23 protein-coding genes, 1 tRNA gene and 1 pseudogene are annotated in these 21,411 nt (G+C 68.4%); 17 read left to right on the forward strand and 8 right to left on the reverse strand.

Annotation, left to right across the window (positions count from 1 at the left end):
- The first annotated feature begins 62 nt into the window (after positions 1-62).
- From L0C25_RS11975 to L0C25_RS11985, 3 genes are read left to right on the forward strand one after another with little or no spacing between them, the layout of a single operon-like run.
- On the forward strand, positions 63-644 hold the full coding sequence (locus tag L0C25_RS11975; RefSeq protein ID WP_271636718.1) for a cysteine dioxygenase family protein: 582 nt from the start codon (positions 63-65) through the stop codon (positions 642-644).
- Positions 645-655: 11 nt separating this feature from the next.
- Positions 656-1,372, forward strand: a complete 717-nt coding sequence (locus tag L0C25_RS11980; RefSeq protein WP_271636719.1) for an alpha/beta hydrolase — start codon at positions 656-658, stop codon at positions 1,370-1,372.
- The gene (locus tag L0C25_RS11985; RefSeq protein ID WP_271636720.1) at positions 1,369-1,899 is read left to right on the forward strand and encodes a flavin reductase family protein; all 531 of its coding nucleotides are present in this window, start codon (positions 1,369-1,371) and stop codon (positions 1,897-1,899) included. The genes L0C25_RS11980 and L0C25_RS11985 overlap by 4 nt, the downstream gene beginning before the upstream one ends.
- An 8-nt stretch (positions 1,900-1,907) precedes the next feature.
- On the opposite strand, the gene L0C25_RS11990 is transcribed toward L0C25_RS11985, so the two are convergent.
- The gene (locus L0C25_RS11990) at positions 1,908-3,023 is read right to left on the reverse strand and encodes a Fic family protein (RefSeq protein WP_271636721.1); all 1,116 of its coding nucleotides are present in this window, start codon (positions 3,021-3,023) and stop codon (positions 1,908-1,910) included.
- Between the two features lie 262 nt (positions 3,024-3,285).
- On the opposite strand from L0C25_RS11990, the gene L0C25_RS11995 reads away from it, so the two are divergent.
- A complete protein-coding gene (locus tag L0C25_RS11995; protein WP_271636722.1) occupies positions 3,286-3,942 on the forward strand; it encodes a CatA-like O-acetyltransferase in 657 nt (218 codons plus the stop codon).
- 121 nt (positions 3,943-4,063) lie between these two features.
- On the opposite strand, the gene L0C25_RS12000 is transcribed toward L0C25_RS11995, so the two are convergent.
- Both L0C25_RS12000 and L0C25_RS12005 read right to left on the reverse strand, forming a co-directional pair.
- A tRNA-Pro gene (locus L0C25_RS12000) sits at positions 4,064-4,137 on the reverse strand.
- A gap of 9 nt (positions 4,138-4,146) precedes the next feature.
- On the reverse strand, positions 4,147-5,070 hold the full coding sequence (locus L0C25_RS12005) for a metallophosphoesterase (protein WP_271636723.1): 924 nt from the start codon (positions 5,068-5,070) through the stop codon (positions 4,147-4,149).
- 57 nt (positions 5,071-5,127) lie between these two features.
- Here L0C25_RS12005 and qcrB point away from each other — a divergent pair, with 57 nt between their 5' ends.
- The 3 genes from qcrB (at position 5,128) to L0C25_RS12020 (ending at position 7,795) form a co-directional block, all read left to right on the forward strand.
- Entirely contained in the window at positions 5,128-6,840 is a 1,713-nt protein-coding gene (gene qcrB, locus L0C25_RS12010) for a cytochrome bc1 complex cytochrome b subunit (RefSeq protein ID WP_271636724.1), read from the forward strand.
- A gap of 31 nt (positions 6,841-6,871) precedes the next feature.
- Positions 6,872-7,333, forward strand: a complete 462-nt coding sequence (locus L0C25_RS12015) for a GatB/YqeY domain-containing protein (RefSeq protein WP_271636725.1) — start codon at positions 6,872-6,874, stop codon at positions 7,331-7,333.
- Between the two features lie 267 nt (positions 7,334-7,600).
- Positions 7,601-7,795 carry a hypothetical protein gene (locus L0C25_RS12020; protein WP_271636726.1) on the forward strand — a complete coding sequence of 65 codons (195 nt, stop codon included), beginning with the start codon at positions 7,601-7,603 and terminating at the stop codon, positions 7,793-7,795.
- 33 nt (positions 7,796-7,828) lie between these two features.
- Here L0C25_RS12020 and L0C25_RS12025 read toward each other — a convergent pair whose 3' ends face one another.
- Entirely contained in the window at positions 7,829-10,084 is a 2,256-nt protein-coding gene (locus L0C25_RS12025) for a transglycosylase domain-containing protein (protein WP_271636727.1), read from the reverse strand.
- Between the two features lie 192 nt (positions 10,085-10,276).
- Here L0C25_RS12025 and L0C25_RS12030 point away from each other — a divergent pair, with 192 nt between their 5' ends.
- Positions 10,277-10,573, forward strand: coding sequence for a WhiB family transcriptional regulator (locus L0C25_RS12030; protein WP_271636728.1), 297 nt, complete (start codon positions 10,277-10,279; stop codon positions 10,571-10,573).
- Between the two features lie 37 nt (positions 10,574-10,610).
- Here L0C25_RS12030 and L0C25_RS12035 read toward each other — a convergent pair whose 3' ends face one another.
- The 3 genes and pseudogenes from L0C25_RS12035 to L0C25_RS12045 form a co-directional block, all read right to left on the reverse strand.
- Positions 10,611-11,828 carry an ArsA family ATPase gene (locus L0C25_RS12035; protein WP_408641682.1) on the reverse strand — a complete coding sequence of 406 codons (1,218 nt, stop codon included), beginning with the start codon at positions 11,826-11,828 and terminating at the stop codon, positions 10,611-10,613.
- Positions 11,829-12,126: 298 nt separating this feature from the next.
- Positions 12,127-12,714, reverse strand: a pseudogene (locus tag L0C25_RS12040) (ArsA-related P-loop ATPase); the annotation flags it as partial.
- An 87-nt stretch (positions 12,715-12,801) separates the two neighbouring features.
- The gene (locus L0C25_RS12045; RefSeq protein WP_271636729.1) at positions 12,802-13,572 is read right to left on the reverse strand and encodes an alpha/beta hydrolase; all 771 of its coding nucleotides are present in this window, start codon (positions 13,570-13,572) and stop codon (positions 12,802-12,804) included.
- Between the two features lie 42 nt (positions 13,573-13,614).
- Here L0C25_RS12045 and L0C25_RS12050 point away from each other — a divergent pair, with 42 nt between their 5' ends.
- The 5 genes from L0C25_RS12050 to L0C25_RS12070 all read left to right on the forward strand — a co-directional run bounded on the left by L0C25_RS12050 (position 13,615) and on the right by L0C25_RS12070 (position 17,202).
- On the forward strand, positions 13,615-13,773 hold the full coding sequence (locus L0C25_RS12050) for a DUF4177 domain-containing protein (RefSeq protein ID WP_271636730.1): 159 nt from the start codon (positions 13,615-13,617) through the stop codon (positions 13,771-13,773).
- Entirely contained in the window at positions 13,773-14,234 is a 462-nt protein-coding gene (locus L0C25_RS12055; protein ID WP_271636731.1) for a RidA family protein, read from the forward strand. The genes L0C25_RS12050 and L0C25_RS12055 overlap by 1 nt, the downstream gene beginning before the upstream one ends.
- A 165-nt stretch (positions 14,235-14,399) precedes the next feature.
- Positions 14,400-15,209 carry an NUDIX hydrolase gene (locus L0C25_RS12060; RefSeq protein WP_271636732.1) on the forward strand — a complete coding sequence of 270 codons (810 nt, stop codon included), beginning with the start codon at positions 14,400-14,402 and terminating at the stop codon, positions 15,207-15,209.
- Complete coding sequence (locus tag L0C25_RS12065) at positions 15,206-15,976, forward strand: MBL fold metallo-hydrolase (RefSeq protein WP_271636733.1); 771 nt, start codon at positions 15,206-15,208, stop codon at positions 15,974-15,976. Before L0C25_RS12060 ends, L0C25_RS12065 begins: the two co-directional genes overlap by 4 nt.
- A gap of 278 nt (positions 15,977-16,254) precedes the next feature.
- Positions 16,255-17,202 carry a hypothetical protein gene (locus tag L0C25_RS12070; protein WP_271636734.1) on the forward strand — a complete coding sequence of 316 codons (948 nt, stop codon included), beginning with the start codon at positions 16,255-16,257 and terminating at the stop codon, positions 17,200-17,202.
- Between the two features lie 128 nt (positions 17,203-17,330).
- Here the strand turns inward: L0C25_RS12070 and L0C25_RS12075 are convergent, their stop codons facing one another.
- Positions 17,331-18,008 carry a Crp/Fnr family transcriptional regulator gene (locus tag L0C25_RS12075; RefSeq protein ID WP_271636735.1) on the reverse strand — a complete coding sequence of 226 codons (678 nt, stop codon included), beginning with the start codon at positions 18,006-18,008 and terminating at the stop codon, positions 17,331-17,333.
- 144 nt (positions 18,009-18,152) lie between these two features.
- Between L0C25_RS12075 and nth the strand changes: the two genes are divergently transcribed.
- From nth to L0C25_RS12095, 4 genes are read left to right on the forward strand one after another with little or no spacing between them, the layout of a single operon-like run.
- Positions 18,153-18,884, forward strand: coding sequence for an endonuclease III (gene nth / locus L0C25_RS12080; protein ID WP_271636736.1), 732 nt, complete (start codon positions 18,153-18,155; stop codon positions 18,882-18,884).
- Positions 18,881-19,519 (forward strand): TlpA family protein disulfide reductase, encoded by a 639-nt coding sequence (locus L0C25_RS12085; protein WP_271636737.1) that lies wholly within the window; start codon positions 18,881-18,883, stop codon positions 19,517-19,519. The genes nth and L0C25_RS12085 overlap by 4 nt, the downstream gene beginning before the upstream one ends.
- Positions 19,519-20,232 (forward strand): NUDIX hydrolase, encoded by a 714-nt coding sequence (locus L0C25_RS12090; RefSeq protein ID WP_271636738.1) that lies wholly within the window; start codon positions 19,519-19,521, stop codon positions 20,230-20,232. Before L0C25_RS12085 ends, L0C25_RS12090 begins: the two co-directional genes overlap by 1 nt.
- Positions 20,229-21,404 carry a MarP family serine protease gene (locus tag L0C25_RS12095; RefSeq protein WP_271636739.1) on the forward strand — a complete coding sequence of 392 codons (1,176 nt, stop codon included), beginning with the start codon at positions 20,229-20,231 and terminating at the stop codon, positions 21,402-21,404. Before L0C25_RS12090 ends, L0C25_RS12095 begins: the two co-directional genes overlap by 4 nt.
- Positions 21,405-21,411 lie beyond the last annotated feature (7 nt).

Raw genomic sequence — 21,411 nt, forward strand, 5'->3', positions numbered from 1 at the left:
GAGCCCGGGCTTCGTACCCGCATCGCCGGCTACGCCGGTCGTACCCTCGCGAAGGAGAACGCATGACCCGGCCGCACACCGTCGCCGTTGAGAGCAGCGTCCCAGAAGTTGCCGCGTTCGCGGCGAAGGTACGTACGCTCGTCGGCCGCGGGCTCGATGAACGTACGCTCACCGCGGCGATCCAGACCGAGCTGACGGACACCCTCGCCTCGGGGTTCGCATTGCCGGCCGCCGTGACGCGACCGGATCCCGGCCGCTACGTCATGTACCCGCTGCACGTCGCCGGCGACGGGTCGTTCTCGATCGCCAGCGCGGTCTGGAACGTCGGGCAGGGGACGCCGGTACACGGCCACGAGACCTGGGGGGTCGTCGGGATCTTCAGCGGCGTCGAGGTCGAGACGCGCTTCGTGAAGCCGGCTGCCCCTGAGGTGCCGCTGGTCGGAGCCGGCACCGACGAGTGGTCCGCCGGTCAGGTCACCGTCTGCTGCACGACCGACGACGACGTGCATCAGGTTCGGTGCGGCGGCGACGAGCCGGTCGTCGGCATCCATGTGTACGGCGCCGACATCGGCACGCTGCCGCGCCGTTCGTACGACCCCGAGACCGGCGCCGTCCACTGGTTCACCTCGACGTGGGCGCACTGAAGGAGATCACGATGACTGCCAAAGCTTGGAATGAACCCGTCGGCGGTACGCCGCGCGGCACGCTGGTCGTCCTGCCGGGTCGCGGGGAGACCGCCGCGTCGTACGGCCGCTTCGGTGCGAGGATGTCGGCCGACGCCTACCGCGTACGCCTCGCGACCGTCGACCTCGACGATCTCGACGCCACGCGGGCCGAGATCGAGAAGCTGCTCGCGGATGAGTCGCTGCCGGACCCGAAGGTGCTCGTCGGCGCCGACAGCGGCGCGACCCTGGCGGCGACGCTGCTCGACGAGGTCGCGGCAGACGCGGCCGTCATCGTCGGCTTGGCGCTGCCCGACTCCGTCGGCGTGGACGGATGGGACGCCGAGGTCGATGCGCGCACCGCGTGCCCGGTTCACCGGAAGGTGATCGGCGAGGACGCAGACTTCGGCCGTGGCGCACTGAGCGACCCGCTGCCATGGACCTCGACCGCGATACCCGCGTCCGAGAAGCCCGTGCTCGCACTCCACGGCACGGCGGATCCGGTCACGCCCGCGGCATCCGCCGCGGCGTCGTACGCGGGCGCCCGGAACGCGCGGGTCCGGCTTGTCGACGGAGGACGGCATGACGTGCTCAATGACCTGTCGCATCGCTCGGTCGCGGCGACGATCGTGCTCTTCCTCGAGTCGTTGCGCCTCGGACCCGACCTCCCCGACGTCGTCAGCGCAAGTCTGAAAGGCCAGGACGCGTGACCATTCTGAACACCAACCAGGACCTCGACCCCAACCGGCTCCGGCAGGCGTTCGGCTTCTTTCCGACGGGAGTGGTCGCGGTCGCCGCCCATCTCGACGGCGGGCCGGTCGGGCTCGCGGCGAGCTCGTTCACCACCGTCAGCCTCGACCCGCCGCTGGTTTCCATCAACCTGGCCGTGACGTCGAAGACCTGGCCGGACCTGAGGCGGGCCAGCCACCTGGGTGTCACAGTGCTCGCCGATCATCAGGATGTGGTCTGCCGACAGCTCGCCGGCCCCGTCGAAAGCCGCTTCGACGAGGTGCCGTACCTCGTGACCGAGGCAGGCGCCGTGACGCTCGACGACGGGTTGGTTCGGTTCGACTGCACGATCTATCGCGAGGTCGATGCCGGAGACCACATCCTGGTGCTCCTGGAGCTGCACACGGTCGAGCATGTCGACAACGACACCGCGAGCCCGCCGCTGATCTTCCACCGCAGCGGGTTCGGGAAGCTGCAGCGCGACCTGCCGGCCGGAGCGGCGTACTGAGTCGGTCTCTACGCCCAGCGTTTCGAGGGCCTGGTTCGCCGCCCGATACGTTCGTCGAGATCGCCGATCTCCGTGACCACGTCACTGGCAACCCAGACGCGGCTTCGCGAGCGTCCGGTGATCTCGCGAAGGACACCGGCCTCGCTCAGCCTCTCGATAGCCTGGTAGGTGCGAGGAGTGGCCGAACCAGTGATGCGCTGAGCGGCCGGTGCGTTGATGACGGGGTTCGTGACCAGGCCGTCGATGAGCTTGGCTGCCGACGAGTTCGCACGGGGTCGTACGAGGTCGCGCCATGTCTGGGGCATCGCCCCTAGCCGTTCCGCAGAGATGGATGCCTCGCCGGTGGCATTGGCAGCGGCCGTGGCAAGGTAGGCGACCAACGTGCCGGCGGCACCGCGACGGTAAGCCACCAGCGCGTCGAAGTACGCGTCGACGTCGGCCAGCATGGTGGCGGCCACTGGCACGACGACCTGACGAGCAACGCCGCGCCGCCGCAGGATCGCAGCGATCAGTCCTCGTCCGATGCGGCCGTTGCCGTCGGGGAATGGATGGATCGCCTCGAACTGGCCGTGTGCGAGGGCAGCTTGCGCAACGGGCGGCATGTCGTCGCGGTTCATGAATGAGGTGAGGTCGGCCATGAGCGGCGCGACCTCAGTCGCCGGAGGCGGAAGATGGACGGCGTTGCGCGGGCTGAAATCACTGCCGCCGATCCAATTCTGTACGTCGCGATACTGTCCGGCATATCGGCGTTCGAGGAGATCATCTTCCAGCAGGTCTCTGTGGGCTTCGAGGACGCTCGTCTCCTTGAAGGGCTCGCCGGGGCCCTGGTCGCGGATGAGCGTCGACATGGCGCTGGCGGCTGCGGCAGTCGCCTGAGCAGCCCGCGATGCGTCTTCCGAGATCGAGGCACGTGCGATGTCGTCGAGGTCGGCGTAGACGTGTTCGATCCGAGAGGACGCAACGCTCTCTGAGCGCACCAGAAAGGACGACAGTCCCACGAGCTGGGCGCCGTACTGCGCATCCAGTCGTGCGATCTCAGCCTCCACGTATCGACACCGCTCAACGAGCTCGGGTGATGGTTCGACGGGCGCTCGGGCGATCTTTGGTGGCACCTCGACGGTCACCGAGCGCAGCGTCCGGTCCCTGTAACTGGGCCGTCGTCCATCGGGTCCATGCTGGTCCGGGTTCGTACGCCAAGGAACGTCGCGATACTCGGTGGCGGTCCAGGGCAGCACATCTCGCGGCGGGGTCATGGCCGGCACCATCCGTCCCTTGGCGAATTGTTAGTTATGCTTAGTAGCATAAGCGTAACTAGAGAGCGCACAAGTTACGGTTCCGGGGCCGGCAGGGGCTGCTCCGGGTAGGCGTCTGAGACGCTAGGTGCTCATGGAGACCGCCCGGCCGATCGACCTCGACACCTGGCCACGCCGAGAGCACTTCGATCACTACCGCGACCAGGTGCCATGCAGCCATGCGATGACCGTCGACGTCGACGTCACCGAGTTCGCGGCGGCGCTTCGCGCGTCCACTCACAAGACGTACGTCGCCCAGATCTGGGCACTCGCGAGCCTGGTGAACCGGCACGCCGAGTTTCGCCTCACCCTGACCGATGCCGGCGAGCCCGCCGTCTGGGACGTGGTGCATCCGATGTTCACCGTTTTCAACCCCGATCGCGAGACCTTCGCGGCCAGCTGGGTGCCGTACGACGCCGACTTCGCCCGCTTCCACGATCGCGCCGTTCGGGCCCTCGCGGACCACAGAGGAGCAACCTCGATGTTCCCGCAGGGGCCACCGCCGGCGAACTGCTTCGACGTTTCGAGCATCCCGTGGACGGCGTTCTCGGGCTTCAACCTGCAGATCGACGGCGCATCGGAGCACTTCCTGCCGATCTTCACTCTGGGCCGCTACACCGAGCGTGCCGGGCGTACGTTCCTCCCGCTGGCCGTGCAGGTGCACCACGCCGCGGCGGATGGGTTCCACACCGCCCGACTGGTCAACGAGTTCCGGGAGCTCGCCGCGGATCCGACATGGGTGGCGGGCTGACAGGAGCCGTCGTCGCGCCCGGCTCGTACCTCGCCGTGCGCTCCTCCTCCCGGCATCCTGTCAGGGCCGACAACAACGCGAACGGCCCAGGGCGGAGCCCTGGGCCGTTCGCGTTGTTATGTCGGGCTGACAGGATTTGAACCTGCGACCTCGTCGTCCCGAACGACGCGCGCTACCAACCTGCGCCACAGCCCGTCAGCGGCTCTAGCGCCGCCAGCGCAGGGAGTCTATCGGAGTGAGGGTGGCGAGGGTCGCCTCGGGTCGGCAGCAGAATCGGATCGGTGCGAACGGCGATGTTCCGAGGCCCGCGGAGACGTGTAGCCACGACGCGGCGTTGCCGTCGGTCGCGTGCAGATTGAGGCCGCGGGCGCGCGCGCGGTCGAGATCGCAGTTGGTCACGAGCGCACCGGCGTACGGGAGACGGACCTGTCCGCCATGGGTGTGTCCGGCGAAGATGACGGGGTAGCCGGCGGTGTTCATCGCGTCGAGCACCCGCAGGTACGGGGCGTGGGCGACGCCGATCGCGAGGTCGGCATCGGCCGGCGCGGGGCTCTCGATCGAGCCCAGATCGTCGTACTCGAGATGCGGGTCGTCGACGCCCGCGAACGCCAGCTCGAGATCCCCGACCTTGAGCCGCGCCGAGGCGTTGTCGAGATCCAGCCAGCCACGGGTGGTGAACGCGTCCCGCAGCTCACGCCACGGCAGATCGGCGACCCTGCGCGTACGCCCGCCGCTGTGTCGCCACAGGTAGCGCAACGGGTTCTTCGCGATGGGCGAGAAGTAGTCGTTCGAGCCGAAAACGAAGACGCCGGGAACGTCGAGGAGATCTCGGTACGCCGACAGCACCGGCGCGACCGAATCGAGGTGCGCGAGGTTGTCGCCGGTGTTGACGACCAGGTCGGGATCGAGGTCGATCAGCTCGCGGATCCACCGCTGCTTCGCGCGCTGCCCCGGAGTCAGATGCACATCGGACAGGTGCAACACCTTGACCGGACGCGCGCCCGGCGGCAGCACCGGTATGTCGACGCGTCGTACCGTGAACGCCGTCCGCTCGTAGCCCAGCGAGTACGCGAGCGCGCCGACGCCGAGCGCGGCGCCGCCGACAAGGGTCCTCGTGAGCGGCTTCACCCGCCCAGCCTGTCACACCCATGTCACAAAACCGGCCGCTGATCGGTCTGTATTGGTATGAGCGTCGAAAGCAGTAGTGCGCCCAGGGCCGAGGGCGCGCGGATAGAGGAGAGTGGCTTCGGCAGGAAGGCGGGTGGGCCCGTCGCCTGGCTCGAAGACCGGACCGGCGGGGCGCGAGCCCTGAAGCCGTTCATACGCAAGGTCTTCCCCGACCACTGGTCGTTCATGCTCGGCGAGATCGCGCTGTGGAGCTTCGTCGTACTGCTGCTGACCGGCGTCTTTCTGACGCTGTGGTTCGACCCGAGCGCAACCGAGACCGTGTACGACGGGTCGTACGCGCCGCTGCGTGGCGTCGAGATGTCCGCGGCGTACGAGTCGACCCTGAACATCTCGTTCGACATCCGCGGTGGCCTGCTGATGCGCCAGATCCACCACTGGTCGGCGATGCTGTTCCTCGCCGCGATGCTGATCCACATGCTGCGGGTGTTCTTCACCGGCGCGTACCGCAAGCCACGCGAGCTGAACTGGCTGCTCGGCGTCGGACTATTCGCGGTCGGGCTGCTCGAGGGCTTTGCCGGCTACTCGCTTCCCGACGATCTGCTGTCGGGAACCGGGCTGCGCATCGCCGACGGCATCGTCCGCTCGATCCCGATCGTCGGGTCGTACCTCGAGTTCTTCCTGTTCGGCGGCGAGTTCCCCGGCGACGCGGTGATCCCTCGGCTGTACATCCTGCATGTCTTGTTGCTGCCGGCGGTGCTGCTCGCGCTGGTCGGCGGTCACCTGATCCTGACCTTCTTCCACAAGCACACGCACTGGGCCGGACCGGGGCGTACGGAGAAGAACGTCGTGGGCTACCCGTTCCTGCCGGTCTACGTGGCGAAGACGTCGGGGTTCTTCTTCATCGTGTTCGGTGTGACGGCCCTGATGGGTGCGCTCATCCAGATCAACGCGATCTGGAACTACGGCCCGTACGACCCGTCGCAGGTCAGCGCGGGCGCGCAGCCGGACTGGTACCTGGGCTGGCTCGAGGGCGCCCTGCGGATCATGCCCGGCACCGAGTGGACGATCTTCGGCTGGACGTTCAGCTGGAACGTTTTCGTACCCTCGGTGATCGTGCCCGGGATCCTGTTCACGGTTCTCGCGCTCTATCCGTTCGTGGAGCAGTGGCTCACCGGTGACCGACGGACGCATCACGTACTCGAACGCCCGCGCAACAACCCCACGCGTACGGCGTTCGGTGTCGCCGGGATCACCTGGTACGGCATCCTGTGGGCGGCCGGCGGAAACGACGTACTCGCCGTCACCTTCCACCTCGACATCTTCGCGATCACCTGGGCCGCACGGATACTGGTGTTCGTCGGCCCGGTGGTCGCCTTCCTCGTCACCAAGCGGATCTGCATCGGACTACAGCGCCGCGATGCCGAACAGGTCCTCCACGGGTACGAGACCGGCATCATCGAGCGCTCGCCGGACGGCGGATACACCGAGCGGCACGCCGCATTGTCGGGCGAGCGCGCGTACGAGCTGACCGCGCACGAGCGCCCAGAGGTGGAGGGGATGCCGGAGGACGTCGACGACAACGGCGTACGCGCGCCGCAGTCTCGGAAGGCAAAGGTACGCGCGCGGCTGTCGCGTTTCGCTTACGGCGACGTCGTCGAGAAGCCGACCCGCGAGGAGTTCGAGTCGGACGTCGAGCACCGCGCCGAGATCGAGACGTCCGACGACGAGTTCAGCGGAGTCAGCGAGACGGGTGTCCCCCGCAGCGACTGACCTCCACCGGCCGGTGGTGGATACTGGCGGCATGGCTGAGCTGAAGCAACGACTACGCGACGATCTGACCACTTCGATCAAGGCACGCGACTCGCTGCGTTCATCGACTCTGCGCATGACGCTGTCGGCGATCACGAACGCCGAGGTCGCGGGCAAGCAGGCCAAGGAGCTCACCGACGCCGAGGTGCTCGACGTACTCGGCAAGGAGCAGAAGAAGCGCCGCGAGGCAGCGGAGGCGTTCGACGGCGCCGGTCGAGGCGAGCTCGCCGCCAAGGAGCGCGACGAGGCCGCGATCCTGGCGGAGTACCTTCCGCAGCCGCTCACCGATGCCGACGTCACGGCGATCGTGACCGATGCGATCGAGTCGACCGGCGCTGCCGGTGAGGGCATGCGGGCAATGGGCAAGGTGATGGGCGTGGTTCAGCCGCAGGTCAAGGGCCGCGCGGACGGCTCCGCCGTCGCCGCCGAGGTCAAGAAGCAGCTAGGGGCGTAGGTCGAGGTGCGACATTCGATCGTTCTCTCGGCGGCGACCGTCGCTCTCGCGACCGTTCCCGCAGGAGGTGCCGACGGCGCATCTACTGCTCATGGCACGACACGAGAAATACGGTACGAGTGTCCGAAGTACGAGGTTTTCGGCAACTATGCGATCCGCGGCTCGTCCGGCAGGAAGGTCGGCCTTCTGCGGGCAAAGTTCAGCTGGGACTTCAACTCGACGTGCGTGGCATTTTCGTCCGCGGTCTACCGGCACCGTTGGCACCGGATGTCCATCAAGCTCTGCGGCGACGCCGAGTTCGACAACTGCCGGCCGCGCGTCAGTCGGCGAGCGAAACGCCACCTGCCGAGACAGTTCTTCCCGAGCATCGACTGCGTCTACGCGAAGGTGTCGATCAAGAGCCCGGCCGGGCGTGAGCTCGTCCGACGGCGCGATCGCGTCCTCGAGCTTGCGTGTGGGTGACGTCACCGACTCGTGACGGCGGGGGCCGACCCGTCACCAGAGGTCGGGGATGCCCAGGGCGCTGAAGCCCTGACGGTGGTTCTGGTTCTGCAGCAGCCCGCCCTGCGGGCCGTTGCCGCCGCCGTTATTGTTGCCGCCGCCGTTATTGTTGCCGCCGCCGTTGTTGTTGCCTCCGCCGTTGTTACCGCCGCCGTTGCCGTTATCGGTCTCGGGCGGTGGCGCGTACGGGGTGTCGACCGGTGCGGAGCCAAGGCTGCCGGGTGCGCGGAACACCTTGTCGGGGAGCCACTTCTGGATGATGTTCATCGACTTGTACCACATCGGTCCCGCCAGCGAGCTGCCGCCGACCTGGTCGAAGGCGATGTACGAGCCGCGCAGCGTGACGCCGGAGAGCGTTCGCTGGGTTCCGTCATCGTTCGCTCCGGCGAGCATCGACGATGTCACGAGGTTGGGCGTGTAGCCCATGTACCAGACGGCCTTGTTGTCCGTCGTCGTCCCGGTCTTCGCGGCCGACGACTGACCGAGCAGTAAGGATGCTCCGAAACCGCTCGGTGACTGGACATAGCTGAGCATCTGGTTCATCGAGTCGGCCGCGGCCTTCGGCATCACCCGTTTGCATTCGGGGTCGTACTTATTGACGACCTCGCCATCGCGGTCGAGCACCCGGGATACGGGATGCGCCTCGCAGTACCTTCCCCGAGCCGGGAAAGTCGCGTACGCGGCCGCCATATCGAGCGGGCTGACATCGACGACGCCGAGCGTGAATGAAGGCACCCTGAACCGATCGGCGAACTCGATGCCCATGCTGCGCGCGGCCTTCATCGTTGGGCAGAGGCCGACGAGCGCTTCGAGCTGGGCGAAGTAGGTATTGACCGACTGTGGCAGAGCAACGGACATCGGGTACCCGCCGGCGCCCGTCGAGTTGCTGACTGGCCAGGAACCCGTGCCACCGCCATCACAGGTGTAGTACGTGCCCGCAGGCTGATAGAGATTCTGCGGAGAATTGAAGTACGTGCTCGTCGGGTATCCGGCCTTCAGAGCGGCAGCTGCCGTAAAGGCCTTGAACGTCGAACCCGCCTGGAAGCCGTTCGCTCCGCCGAGGTCCTTGGGAACCGTGTAGTTGATATATGTCTGGCCGGTCTTGGTATTTCGGCCCATCGGCCGCGACTGCGAAAGCGCCCGAACCTCGCCGGTGCCGGGTTCGACCGACGCCTGCGCGCCGATCGCCTGGTCGGTAGCACCGACTGTGCTGGTGACCGCACGATCGGTCGCGCGCTGGAAGCGCAGATCGAGGTTCGTCTCGATCGTCAGGCCGGAGGTGTCGATCGCCCGGGCCCGCTCCTTCGGCGTGTCGCCGAACTCCGGATCCTGCATCAGGTAGCGGCGCACGTAGTCGCAGTAGAACGGCGCGTCGGTGCTGACGCAGCCGTTGCTGTACTGGGTCGGCTTGAGCAGCAGCGGCTGGCCGATCAGCTTGTCGACCTTCGAGTCCTGGAGCTTGTCGAGCTCGGCCATCCGGGCGAGCACCGTGTTGCGCCGGGTGAGTGCGGCCTGCGGATACTTCGTGGGGTCGTACGCGACCGGGTTCTTCACCAGACCGGCGAGCGTCGCTGCCTGGCGTGCGTCCAGATCGGCGGGTGCGACGGAGAAGTAGTGCCGCGCGGCGGCGTCGATGCCATACGCGCCGTCGCCGAAGTACGCGATGTTCAGGTAGCTCTCGAGGATTTCCTTCTTGGTGTGGTTCTGCTCGTACGCCATCGCGTACTTGAGCTCACGCAGCTTGCGGCCGTAGCTGTCGTCGATCGCGGCGAGGCGCTCTTTCCTGGTGTCGGCCTGCTGCACCAGGATCATCTTGACCAGCTGCTGGGTGATCGACGACCCGCCCTGGACGGAGTTGCCGATCGAGTTGCTCACGAACGCACGGAAGGTGCCCTGCACGTCGATCGGGCCGTGCTCGTAGAAGCGGTAGTCCTCGATCGAGAGGATGGCGTCCTGCATGACCGGTGCGACATCGCTGAGCGGGACGCTGTGCCGGTTCTGCTCGTAGAAGTACGCGATGGTGTTGCCGTGGACGTCCTTGACGACGGTGCGCTCCGGAGTCGGCTGCTCACGGAGGGCGAGCGGGAGGCTCTTGAAGCCGTCGGCGAGGCTGTTCGAGCCCATGCCGAGCAGGCTCGCTACCGGGATCAGCAGACCGGCGACGAGTACTCCACAGAAGACGCTCACGAGCGCCATCACCGACACCGTTCGCAGCGCGCCCATCCCGGTGTCGTTCCGAGTCAAAGGCATGGCTACGAGGGTACGCGACGGCTGAGACCTTGTCGCATCACGAGCGTCACACACAGTTATGGCCCATTCGGGCCATAGGAAATGGTCATGCGTGGTCTGCCCCGTGTGGCGTACACCACGTAGGTTCAACCTCGGCGCCATAAGGCGTCGTCGCGAGGCCACGGGAGCCGGCCTCAGAGGGGCGAGAACACAATGACGTGGATCGATGACTGGGTGCGATCGGCGGCCTGTCAATCGCAGGGCCCGGACGCGTTGTTCGTACGGGGTGCGGAGCAGAACCGCGCGAAACAGGTGTGCCGGGCGTGTCCGGTACGCGCGGAGTGCCTCGCCGAAGCGCTGGACAACGAGATCGAGTGGGGGGTCTGGGGCGGCATGACCGAGCGGGAGCGGCGCGCGCTGCTGCGGCGCCGCCCGAACGTCACCTCGTGGCGGACTCTGCTTGAAGCGGCCCGTGAAGAGTCCGCCACGGCCCCTGCGGCCGCCGGCTGACGCCAGCGAGTCTTCACCGACCCCGAAACGGCCGCGGCTACGACGCGAGTCGCTCGCCGATCAGCCGGAGGCCGTCCAGATCGTGCACGTCGCCGGCGAGAGCGGGCACCGGCACGATCGGCACCGCGGGGTGGGCGCCCGCGAACCGACGGCGCAGCCGCGACTCGCGGGCCTGCGCTCGTACGCGGTCGGCGTGTGCGCGCAGCAGGGCGGCGACAACCGGGCCGTCGCCTGCGGATTCGTCGAGACGTCGGGCGGCCGACTCCGCTTCGGCCTCGTCGACGGCGTCCGTGCTCGGTACCGTCACGCGATTGAGCACCAGCCCGGCGAGCGGCATGCGCTCCTCTGTCAGCCGTTCGACGAAGTACATCGCCTCGCGCAGCGCGTCGTTCTCCGGCGATGCCACGACGACGAACGCCGTCTCTGGTGCCTGCAGCAGCGCGTACGTCGCCTCCGCGCGCTGCCGGAAGCCACCGAACAGGGTGTCGAACGCCGCGACGAACGTCTGTACGTCGGTGAGGATCTGCGCGCCGAGCACCTTGTTGAGCGCTCCCGTGACCATGCCGAACCCCGCCGTGAGGAAACGGGCGGGACCGCGCGCGGGCGTCAGGAGCAGCTTGATGAACCGCCCGTCGAGCAACGACGACAGGCGCTCGGGTGCGTCGAGGAAGTCGAGCGCCGACCGCGACGGCGGTGTGTCGACGACGATGAGGTCCCAGCGACCGCCCTCGACCGCATCGGCGTGCAGCTGGCCGAGCTTCTCCATCGCCATGTACTCCTGGGTGCCGGCGAACGAGCTCGACAGCGCGATGTAGAAGGGGTTCTGCAGGATCTGCTTCGCCTTCTCCGGCGACGCGTGCGCCTCGACGACCTCGTCGAAGGTGCGCTTCATATCGAGCATCATCGCGTCGAGGGACCCCCCGTTTGCTCCCGCGTCACGCACCGGGCGGGGTACGTTGTCGAGCTCCGTCAACCCCATGGACTGCGCAAGCCGGCGGGCCGGATCGATGGTCAGAACGCACACCTTGCGGCCCTGCTCCGCCGCGCGCAGGGCGAGCGCGGCCGACGTCGTCGTCTTGCCGACGCCGCCCGAGCCGCAACAGACGATGATCCTCGTCTCGCGATCCGCGATGAGCGCGTCGGCGTCGAGTACGTCGCCCGTGCCGTCGCCATCGCCCGGTCGGCTCCAGCCGCCGTACCGGTGTCGTTCGCGGGGCGTACCCGTGCGCGGCGACGTCCGCGATCGCGGGCTCATCCGATGCCTTCCTCACGGAGGACCTCGGCGAGCTGGTAGACCGCACCGAGGTCGACGTCGTCCAGAAGCCGGGGAGCTCGTGCACCGGGCGGTCGATGCCCGCGAGAATCGTGCGCTGCTCGTCCTGTAGCTCCTGGCGCAGTACGTCGGCCGCGCCCCCGGCCAGTAAGGCGTCGGCGACCGGGCCGTCGGCCGGAAGACCCTCGGTCGCCAGCACCTTGCGTACGGCTGCGGTGTCGAGGTCGCGGAGCCGCTCACGACTGGCGGCGTCGAGTGCCGCGCGGCGTACCTGGTTGACGAACACCCGACCAACCGGCAGCTCGGCCTCGCGCAGCTCCGCGATGGCGTCGAGCGTCTCCTGCACGGGCATCTCCTCCAGCAGCGTGACGATGTGGACGGCCGTACGCTTCGCGCGCAGCAACGTCATGATCGAGTCGGCCTGGCGGCGGATGGGTCCGACCTTGGCGAGCCCGGCGACCTCGCTGTTGACGTTCAGGAAGCGGGCGATCCGACCCGTCGGCGGCGCGTCGACGACGACGGCGTCGTACACGAACTCGCCGTCGGGCTGGCGTCGGCGAACCGCCTCGTACACCTTCCCGGTCAGCAGTACGTCGCGTACGCCGGGCGCGATCGTGGTCGCGAAGTCGATGATGCCGAAGCGGTCGAGCGCCTTGCCGGCGCGGCCGAGGCGGTAGAACATCGCGAGGTACTCCAGCAATGCGGCCTCGGCGTCGATCGCCAGCGCGTACACCTGCCCGCCGTCGGGACTCGACGCGACGAGCCGCTCCTCGTACGGAAGCGGCGGTACGTCGAAGAGCTGCGCGATGCCCTGGCGGCCTTCGACCTCGCACAGCAGCACATGCCTGCCCTCGCTGGCCAATGTCATCGCAAGGGATGCGGCCACGGTCGTCTTGCCGGTGCCGCCCTTGCCGGTGACGATGTGCAGGCGCTTGCGGGGTGCCACGGGTCGAGCCTATGCCTTTGCAGGTGCCGCGAGCGCATCGCGGACGACGGACCACGCCGGCGTGAGCGGGTCGACCAATGCGAAGTGCTCGACGCCGACGAGCTCGTGCAGCAGCGTTGGTACGCCGAGCCCACGGCTGTGCTCGATGGGTACGCGCTGGTCCTCGTCGCCGTGCAGGATGACGATCGGTGGTTCGGCTGCGTGCAGGCGAGAGGTGAGGTCGGCGTCGGCGAACTCCTCGGGACGGTCGTCCGGGCTTCCGCCCAGCAGGGCGACGACCGCGCCCTCGTCGAGGTCGTCGGCGTACGCGCTGGCGAGGTCGGCGACCGGGGCGAGTGCTACGACGCGGTCCACCGTTCGCGGTGCCGTGAGGCCCCACCACAGAGCGAGGTGGCCTCCGGCGGAGTGGCCGAGCAGCCGGTACGGCCCGGCCTCGACCCGCCCAGGGACGGCGTCGGCGATCAACGACGGGAGCGTGGCGCGTACCGCCTCGATGTCGGCGCGAATCTCCGGCCACCGGGCAGCCGGCGTACGGCGGTATTCAGGAGTCGCGACCGCGTATCCGTCGCGGCGCAGCGCATCGGCCAGCGAACGGGTGTACACGCGGTCGACGCTGTCGCGCCAGAAGCCGCCGTGCAGCACGACGACGAGCGGCGCGGGGACGCCATCGCCGGGCGGGAGGTGCACGTCGACGATGTGCTCCGGTGATTGCCCGTACGTGAGTACGAGGTCGGGCGGCGGCGCAGGCCGGCTCAGGACGGCGCGTGGATCGTGCGTCATGGGCCCAGGATGCACTAGTGACCGATGAAGTATCGTCGCCGCATGACCCAGTGGGAATACCTCACCGCGCCCGTGCTGGTGCACTCGACGAAGCAGATTCTCGACAACTTCGGCTCCGAGGGCTGGGAGCTCGTCCAGATCGTTCCGGGCATGAACCCGGAGAACCTCGTCGCGTACTTCAAGCGTCCGAAGGAGTCCTGATGGCTACCCCCGAAGAGCGCCTCGCCGAGCTCGGCCTGACCGTCCCCGAGGTCGTGCCGCCCGTCGCCGCGTACGTGCCCGCGCTGCGCACCGGCTCGTACGTCTATACGGCGGGCCAGGTGCCGTTGCGCGACGGCAAGCCGCTCGCGACCGGCAAGGTCGGCGCGGAGGTCAGCCCGGAGGTGGCGACCGAATGCGCTCAACAGTGTGGGCTCAATGCGATCGCGGCACTCGCGACCCAGGTCGACGATCTCTCGCAGGTCGTGCGCATCGTCAAGGTCGTCGCGTTCGTCGCGAGCGCGCCCGACTTCACCGGCCAGCCTGCCGTTGCGAACGGCGCGAGCGAGCTGTTCGGCAACGTGTTCGGTGACGCCGGCGTGCATGCGCGAAGTGCGGTCGGCGTGGCGGCGCTGCCGCTCGACGTACCAGTCGAGGTCGAGCTGATCGCCGAGGTCCGTTAGCTAGTGCCTCGCCAACCAACATCCGGCCTGTTGCGCGACGCCCGGACGGGCGCCTCGCTTCGTTCTCGTCGGTCGAAGGTGGCCGTCACCGACGTCCCTCCTCGGCCTCGCGAGGCATCCCGCCGGACGCCGCTCACGACGGCCCGACGTTGATTGGAGAGGCACATGCGCGTCCCGCTGCCCGCGTCGCTTCGTGACCACGTCGCAAACCGTACGGCCGAGCCCGTGCGGCCGGTCAACGCTGCGACGGTCGTGCTTCTGCGCGATGGCGCGGACGGCGTCGAGGCGTACTTCCTGCGGAGGCAGCGCAGCATGGCCTTCGCCGCCGGCATGTACGTCTTCCCGGGCGGCCGGGTCGACCCGCGTGACGCGGACGCCGACGTACGATGGGTCGGTCCGCCGGCCGCCGCGTGGGCCGAACGCTTCGGGTGTGACGAGGGGCTCGCGCGGGCGCTGGTCTGTGCCGCGGTACGCGAGACGTACGAGGAGTCAGCCGTCCTGCTCGCCGGCGACGAGTCGCAGGTGGTCGCCGACGTCACGGGCGACGAATGGGAGGCCGACCGGCAAGCGCTCGTCGGCCACGAGCTGTCGCTCGCCGCACTACTCGAGCGACGCGGGCTGGCCGTACGCGCCGACCTGCTCGCGGCATGGACGCACTGGATCACGCCGGAGTTCGAACCGCGGAGATTCGATACGCGGTTCTTCGTCGCGGTGCTGCCGGCCGGGCAGCGTACTCGTGACGTGAGCACCGAGGCGGACCGAGTCGAGTGGCTATCGCTGTCCGACGCGCTCCGGAGGGAAGGGCGCGACGAGATCGCGATGATGCCGCCGACGTGGGTGACCTGTCGCGACCTGGCAGCACTCGGCTCGGCCGCCGAGGCACTGAGCGTCGCGCCGGCGCGGCGCATCGTGCCGGTCGAACCGCGCTTGGTGGACGACGACGGCGAGTACTTCCTGGAGACGGAGCTGCCGTGACTTGGTCGGGTGGTCGTTTCGGGGAGCGGGCGGAGTGCGTCCTCGCGCACAATCCGGGCATCATGACGCTCGACGGTACGAACACCTGGGTGCTGCGAGAGGTGGGCGCGGCGCGGTCGATCGTGGTCGACCCGGGGCCGCCCGAGCCGGAGCATCTCGATGCGGTCGAGGCTGCCGCAGGGTCGGTCGGTGTCGTGCTGCTGACGCATCGCCACATCGACCACTCGGAGTCCGCGGCCGCGTTCGCGTCCCGGGTGGGCTGCGAGGTGCGGGCGGCCGACGCCTCGTTGCGTACGAGCGCTGCCGGGCTCAACGATGGTGACCGGGTCGAGGTCGACGGGCTGGTCGTCGAGGCCGTCGCAACACCCGGGCACACCAGCGACTCGGTGAGCCTGCTCGTCGGCGCCGACTCGGCCCTGCTCACCGGCGACACGGTGCTGGGCCGGGGCACGAGCGTCGTCGCGCAGCCCGACGGCGACCTCGGCGCATACCTCGACTCGTTGCGGCGATTGCGACGACTCGTCGACGAGCGCGGCGTACGCCGGCTGCTGCCCGGACATGGCCCGGTGATCGAGAACCCGGCCGAGGTGCTCGACGGCTACCTCACGCACCGGGCCGAGCGGCTGGAGCAGGTACGCGCGGCGGTAGCCGAAGGTGCGAGCACGGCCCGCGAGGTCGTCGAGCGGGTGTACGCCGACGTCGACGAGTCGCTGTGGCCGGCCGCCGAACAGTCCGTGGCCGCACAGCTGGCGTACCTGCGGCGCTGAGGCCGCGCGGGCGACTCGCGTGGCGCCCGTGTTGCGATCGGTTACGCCCCGGTCTCTTCCTAGTGGATCTGGGCGTAACCGGTCGCTTTGGGAATGCGACCTGGGCGTAACCGGTCGCTTTGGAATGCGACCTGGGCGTAACCGGTCGCTTTGGAAGTGTGACCAACGGCGACACCACGGGGTGATCCACAGCTTTTCCACAGACGTACGTATGGGTCTTTCCCAATTGGGCCCAGTAGGCGACTCTGTGGCGCATGCCGAGGAGGGCGAGCTACGACATGCGCGCCGTTGACGAGATCATTGCGCGAAGCGAGCGGGTGGTGACGCATGCCGAGTTGATGGAACTCGGCATGCGGCGGAGCACAATCTGTCGGCGGATGAAGCCGGGTGGGCCGTGGCAATGGATTCTGCCGGGAGTCACCCTCTGCCATACCGGTACGCCGACGCAGCGCGAACGCATGCTCGCTGCGGTCAAGTACGGTGGCCCCGGCTGCGTGATCACGGGTGAAAGCGGCTTGCGTGAGTACGGCGTACGCGCACGATTGGATCCGCGAATTCACATCCTGGTGCCACATGACAGGCACCGATCGTCGCATCACTTCGTCGTGGTCGAGCGCACCAGGAAACTGCCCGATCCCGTCGTCCGTCGCGGGCTGCCGCTGGCTCCGATCCCTCGCTGTTGCCTCGACGGCTGTCGTCGGGTGACGGGATCGGCCGCGGTTCGTGCTGCTATAGCGGAGGTCGTACAGCGGAGGATGTGCACGCCGATGCAGATTCGGCAAACGATCGAAAGCATGGCGACGCAGCGCAGCGGCCGAGCGAGACGAGTGCTGATCGAAATCGAGGCGGGCATCCGCTCTTCGGCCGAGGGCAACGCGCGAGACGTCTTCGCCGCAGGCGATGTGCCGATGCCCGAGTGGAATGTCGAGCTATACACGCCGGACGGGACGCTCCTGTGCGTTCCGGACGGATGGTGGGACGACCTTGCCCTCGCGCTCCAGATCGATTCGATGGAGTGGCACCTCAGCCCTGAGCTATACAAGCGAACGCAGGCCACGCAGCGTGTTCTGGCCCAGATGGGAATCCCGTTCCTGCCCTGGGCACCCGGAGACGTGTCACGGGATCCTGATGCGTTTCTCGCAAGCGCCCGGGCGTTCCGTGCGGGGAACGCCGGGCGGCCTCGGCCCGACCTCATCGTTGTACGCAAAGACGCGGACGCAGCTTGACGCGGGTCGAACTCGTCGGGCGACTGTCTGGATGATGCGATCCATTACGCCCCGGTCTCTTCCTAGTGGATCTGGGCGTAACCGGTCGCTTTGGGAATGCGATCTGGGCGTAACCGGTCGCAAATGCGCTAGCGCGACCGCCGCTGCAGCCGCTCCAGGTCGAGGATGACCACCGACCGCGGCTCGAGCCGCAGCCAGCCGCGCATGGCGAAGTCGGCGAGCGCCTTGTTGACGGTCTCGCGAGACGCGCCGACGAGCTGCGCGAGCTCCTCCTGCGTCAGGTCGTGATGGACGTGGATGCCGTCGTCGGCCTTGCGGCCGAAGCGCGACGACAGGTCGAGGAGGGCCTTCGCGACCCGGCCCGGCACATCGGAGAACACCAGGTCGGCGACCACGTCGTTCGTACGCCGCAGCCGCGCGGCGAGCTGGTGCAGCAGCGCCCGCGCGACGTTCGGGTGGTCGTTGAGCCAGACGATCAGCTCGTCGTGGCCGAGGCTCTGCATCGAGCAGTCCGTGACCGCCGTAGCCGTCGTCGATCGCGGGCCCGGGTCGAACAGCGACAGTTCGCCGAACATCTGGCCGGGCCCCAGGATCGCGAGGAGGTTCTCGCGGCCGTCGGCGGAGGTACGCCCGAGCTTGATCTTCCCGTCGGTCACGATGTACAGCCGGTCACCGGAGTCACCTTCGTGGAACAGGACCTCGCCTCGACTCAGCTGCGTCTCGGTCATCTGCGCCCCGAGCGAGGCCGCCGCCTCGTCGTCGAGGCCAGAGAAGAGCAAAGCCTGACGGAGCACGTCGTTGTCCACTGGATCTCCTCGCCGTCGTGCACGCCTGCGGATCGGTGTGCTTCGCTTCACATTCTGTCCTATCCTGCAGACGAATGGCGAAGAGGACACGTTCCTGGCCCAACACCGCCCGGGCGTGTCGCCGCACGCCCGTACCCTGGATGCGTGCCGACCCCGACTCCCACCCGCGCCGCAGACGTCCCCAAGCCCCCTACTTCGCTGGTACGCCGGGCACGCAAGATCGACCGCGTGCTCGCAGAGACCTACCCCGACGCGAAGGCCGAGCTCGACTTCACCAACGCGTTCGAGCTGCTGGTGGTGACCGTCCTCTCGGCACAGACCACCGACAAACGCGTCAACGCCGTCAGTCCGACCCTGTTCGCGACGTACCCCGACGCAGCGGCGATGGCCGCCGGCGACCGTACGACGCTCGAGGAGATGCTGAAGCCGGTCGGCTTCTTCCGGGCGAAGACCGAGAGCCTGCTGAAGCTGTCGGGTGCGCTCTGTGAGCGGTTCGGCGGCGAGGTGCCGGCGAAGCTGGACGACCTCGTGACGCTACCCGGCGTCGGCCGCAAGACCGCCAACGTCGTTCTCGGCAACGCATTCGGAGTTCCCGGCATCACCGTCGACACCCACTTCGGCCGCCTCGTACGCCGCTTCGGCTGGACCGACGAGACCGATCCGGTGAAGGTCGAGCACGCGATCGGGGCCCTGTTTCCCAAGCGCGACTGGACGATGCTGAGTCACCACCTGATCTGGCACGGTCGCCGCTGCTGCCACGCGCGCAAGCCCGCCTGCGGCGCCTGCCCCGTCGCCCGCTGGTGCCCGGCGTTCGGCGAAGGGCCGACCGGGTACGACGAGGCGGCCAAGCTCCTGCGTACCGAGGGGCGGGCATGAGATGGGCAGGCGCTGCGATCGCCGCGGCGACCTGCCTGCTCGGCACGCTGGCGGCCTGCGCACCACCGACGTCGTCCGACGACGAGGGCGGCGGCGGATCGCTGCCGGCCTCCCAGCTGTCTGACGTCGACGTCGATACGCCGGAGCTTGCGAACCTCAAGCGGGCGGCCGGTATCGACGACTGTCCCCAGCTCGACGGCGGGGTCGCGCCCGTCGACGACGGCCTCCCCGACGTCACGCTTCCCTGTCTTGGCGGCGGGCCCGACGTCAAGCTGTCGGCACTGCGCGGCAAGCCGACCCTGATCAACGTGTGGGCAAGTTGGTGCGAGCCGTGCCGCCGGGAGCTCCCCGTCATCCAGCAGCTGCACGAGTCCGGCAAGGTACGGGTGATCGGGATCGACATCGAAGACCCGCAACCCGATACGGCTATCGAGCTCGCGGCCGACAGCGGCGTCACGTACCCGTCGATGGCCGACCCCGGAGGCGACTCCAAACCCGGCTTGCTGGTGGCCACCGTTCCGCAGACCGTGTTCGTCGACGACCAGGGCCGCATCGCGGGCACCGCGCGCAAGGAGTACTCGTCGTACGAGATGCTCGCGGCAGACGTACGCGAGCATCTCGGGGTGCGGCCCTGATGCACGACGACGCACGTGGCCGCGAGGCACCCGGCAGCTCTGCGTCGGGCGCCGGCGCGTACGCGGAGCTCCCGGAGTGGCTGCGGCCGGTCGCTGTCGGCCTCGACGGCGTGACGTCGACGACCCTGTCCCCGCGCATACCGAGACCACCGCGCTCGGCGAGGCGTGCCGCCGTCCTGATGCTGTTCGGGGAGGGCGACGCCGGGCCGGATCTGCTGATCACCGAGCGCGCGCACACGTTGCGCTCGCATCCCGGCCAGCTGTCGTTCCCCGGCGGGCGGGTCGATCCCGGTGACCGCGATCAGGTCGATACAGCGATGCGCGAGGCGTACGAGGAGGTCGGACTCGACCCGGCTGGTGTCACCGTGATCGGCAGTCTGCCGGAGTTGTGGCTGCCGCCGAGCAACTCCTCGGTGACGACGATCGTCGCCTGGTGGCGTATGCCGAGCCCTGTCGGCGTGGTCGACGAGCGCGAGGTCGCAAGCGTGCATCGCGTACCCCTCGCACATCTGCTCGACCCGGCAAACCGGTTCACCGTGCGGTTGAGCGGGGGTTGGAAGGGCCCGGCGTTCGACGTGGGCGACGGGCTCGTCCTGTGGGGGTTCACGGCCGGCATCGTCAGCCGGCTGTTCGAGCACGTCGGCTGGGAACGCGAGTGGGATCATTCGCGCGTACGCCCGCGGCCCCATTCTCCCGCATCGGACGGTTCATGAACGTGCTCGACCTCATCCTGATCCTCGTCATCGTCGTGTACGGGATGGCGGGCTACTGGCAGGGCTTCGTGACCGGTGCGGCGGCGACCGGTGGCCTGCTGATCGGGGGAGTCTTCGGCATCGTGATCGTGCCGGTCGTCCTCGGCGGTCTCGGCGACGGTGTCGGCACGGCTTTGCTCGCACTGGTCCTGGTGCTGATCTGCGCGACGGTCGGCCAGGCGTGCGGCACGTACGTCGGTACGCATCTGCGCGACCAGATCACCTGGAATCCCGCTCGCTCGATCGACGCCGTCGGCGGAGCGGTGTTGTCCGTCGTGGCGGTCCTGGTCATCGCCTGGTGTCTCGGATACGCGGTCTCGGGCACTCAGATCCCCGGGCTATCGAACTCCGTGCGGTCGTCGGCGGTGCTCAGCCGGGTCGACGACGTCATGCCCGACTCCGCCCGCGACGGCCTGCAGTCCTTCAACTCCCTGATCGACTCGAACCTCTTCCCGCGCTACCTGGAGCCGTTCGTACCCGAGCAGATCACCCACGTACGTCGGCCGAACGAGCACATCCTCGGGCTTCCGGTCGTACGCCGGACCGAGCCGAGCGTGGTGAAGGTGATCGGCGAGGCGGACGACTGCGACCGGGGCGTCGAGGGCAGCGGGTTCGTCTACGCGTCGGAGCGGGTCATGACCAACGCGCACGTCGTGGCCGGCGTCGACGATCCGACCGTGGTGGTAGGCGATACGCGCTATGACGCCGAAACCGTCGTCTACAACGAGGATCTCGACATCGCGATCCTGGCGGTCGACGGGCTCACGGCGCGCCCGCTCGGGTTCGATCTCGACGGTGGCGCGGGTGCGAACGCCGTCGTCATGGGCTACCCGGACAACGGACCGTTCGACGCGGTGCCGGCGCGCATCCGTGCGCAGCAGGAGCTGCGCAGCCCGAACATCTACGACGACGGGATCGTCCGCAGGCAGGTGTTCTCGATCCGGGGTCTGGTGCGCTCGGGAAACTCCGGCGGGCCGCTGATGAGCGAGCGAGGCGAGGTCTACGGGGTGGTGTTCGCGGCGTCGGTCAGCGACGACAACACCGGCTACGTCCTCACCGCGGAACAGGTCCAAGAAGACGCCCGACTGGGTGTCGGCGCCGACCAGGAGGTCTCGACCGGCGGGTGCACGTAGCTCGCGT

It is taken from the genome of Solicola gregarius, from assembly GCF_025790165.1.
Lineage (GTDB): Bacteria > Actinomycetota > Actinomycetes > Propionibacteriales > Nocardioidaceae > Solicola > Solicola gregarius.

Excerpts from the sequence above, each read along its gene's own strand:
- L0C25_RS12035 (WP_408641682.1), bottom strand. The coding sequence starts at position 11,828 with ATGAGCCCGCGATCGCGGACGTCGCCGCGCACGGGTACGCCCCGCGAA.
- L0C25_RS12025 (WP_271636727.1), bottom strand. The coding sequence starts at position 10,084 with ATGCCTTTGACTCGGAACGACACCGGGATGGGCGCGCTGCGAACGGTG.
- L0C25_RS11980 (WP_271636719.1), top strand. The coding sequence starts at position 656 with ATGACTGCCAAAGCTTGGAATGAACCCGTCGGCGGTACGCCGCGCGGC.
- L0C25_RS12020 (WP_271636726.1), top strand. The coding sequence starts at position 7,601 with ATGTCCATCAAGCTCTGCGGCGACGCCGAGTTCGACAACTGCCGGCCG.
- L0C25_RS12015 (WP_271636725.1), top strand. The coding sequence starts at position 6,872 with ATGGCTGAGCTGAAGCAACGACTACGCGACGATCTGACCACTTCGATC.
- L0C25_RS12030 (WP_271636728.1), top strand. The coding sequence starts at position 10,277 with ATGACGTGGATCGATGACTGGGTGCGATCGGCGGCCTGTCAATCGCAG.
- L0C25_RS12090 (WP_271636738.1), top strand. The coding sequence starts at position 19,519 with ATGCACGACGACGCACGTGGCCGCGAGGCACCCGGCAGCTCTGCGTCG.
- L0C25_RS11975 (WP_271636718.1), top strand. The coding sequence starts at position 63 with ATGACCCGGCCGCACACCGTCGCCGTTGAGAGCAGCGTCCCAGAAGTT.
- L0C25_RS12055 (WP_271636731.1), top strand. The coding sequence starts at position 13,773 with ATGGCTACCCCCGAAGAGCGCCTCGCCGAGCTCGGCCTGACCGTCCCC.
- L0C25_RS11995 (WP_271636722.1), top strand. The coding sequence starts at position 3,286 with ATGGAGACCGCCCGGCCGATCGACCTCGACACCTGGCCACGCCGAGAG.
- L0C25_RS12095 (WP_271636739.1), top strand. The coding sequence starts at position 20,229 with ATGAACGTGCTCGACCTCATCCTGATCCTCGTCATCGTCGTGTACGGG.
- L0C25_RS12070 (WP_271636734.1), top strand. The coding sequence starts at position 16,255 with ATGCGCGCCGTTGACGAGATCATTGCGCGAAGCGAGCGGGTGGTGACG.
- L0C25_RS12050 (WP_271636730.1), top strand. The coding sequence starts at position 13,615 with ATGACCCAGTGGGAATACCTCACCGCGCCCGTGCTGGTGCACTCGACG.
- L0C25_RS12045 (WP_271636729.1), bottom strand. The coding sequence starts at position 13,572 with ATGACGCACGATCCACGCGCCGTCCTGAGCCGGCCTGCGCCGCCGCCC.
- L0C25_RS12085 (WP_271636737.1), top strand. The coding sequence starts at position 18,881 with ATGAGATGGGCAGGCGCTGCGATCGCCGCGGCGACCTGCCTGCTCGGC.
- qcrB (WP_271636724.1), top strand. The coding sequence starts at position 5,128 with ATGAGCGTCGAAAGCAGTAGTGCGCCCAGGGCCGAGGGCGCGCGGATA.
- L0C25_RS12060 (WP_271636732.1), top strand. The coding sequence starts at position 14,400 with ATGCGCGTCCCGCTGCCCGCGTCGCTTCGTGACCACGTCGCAAACCGT.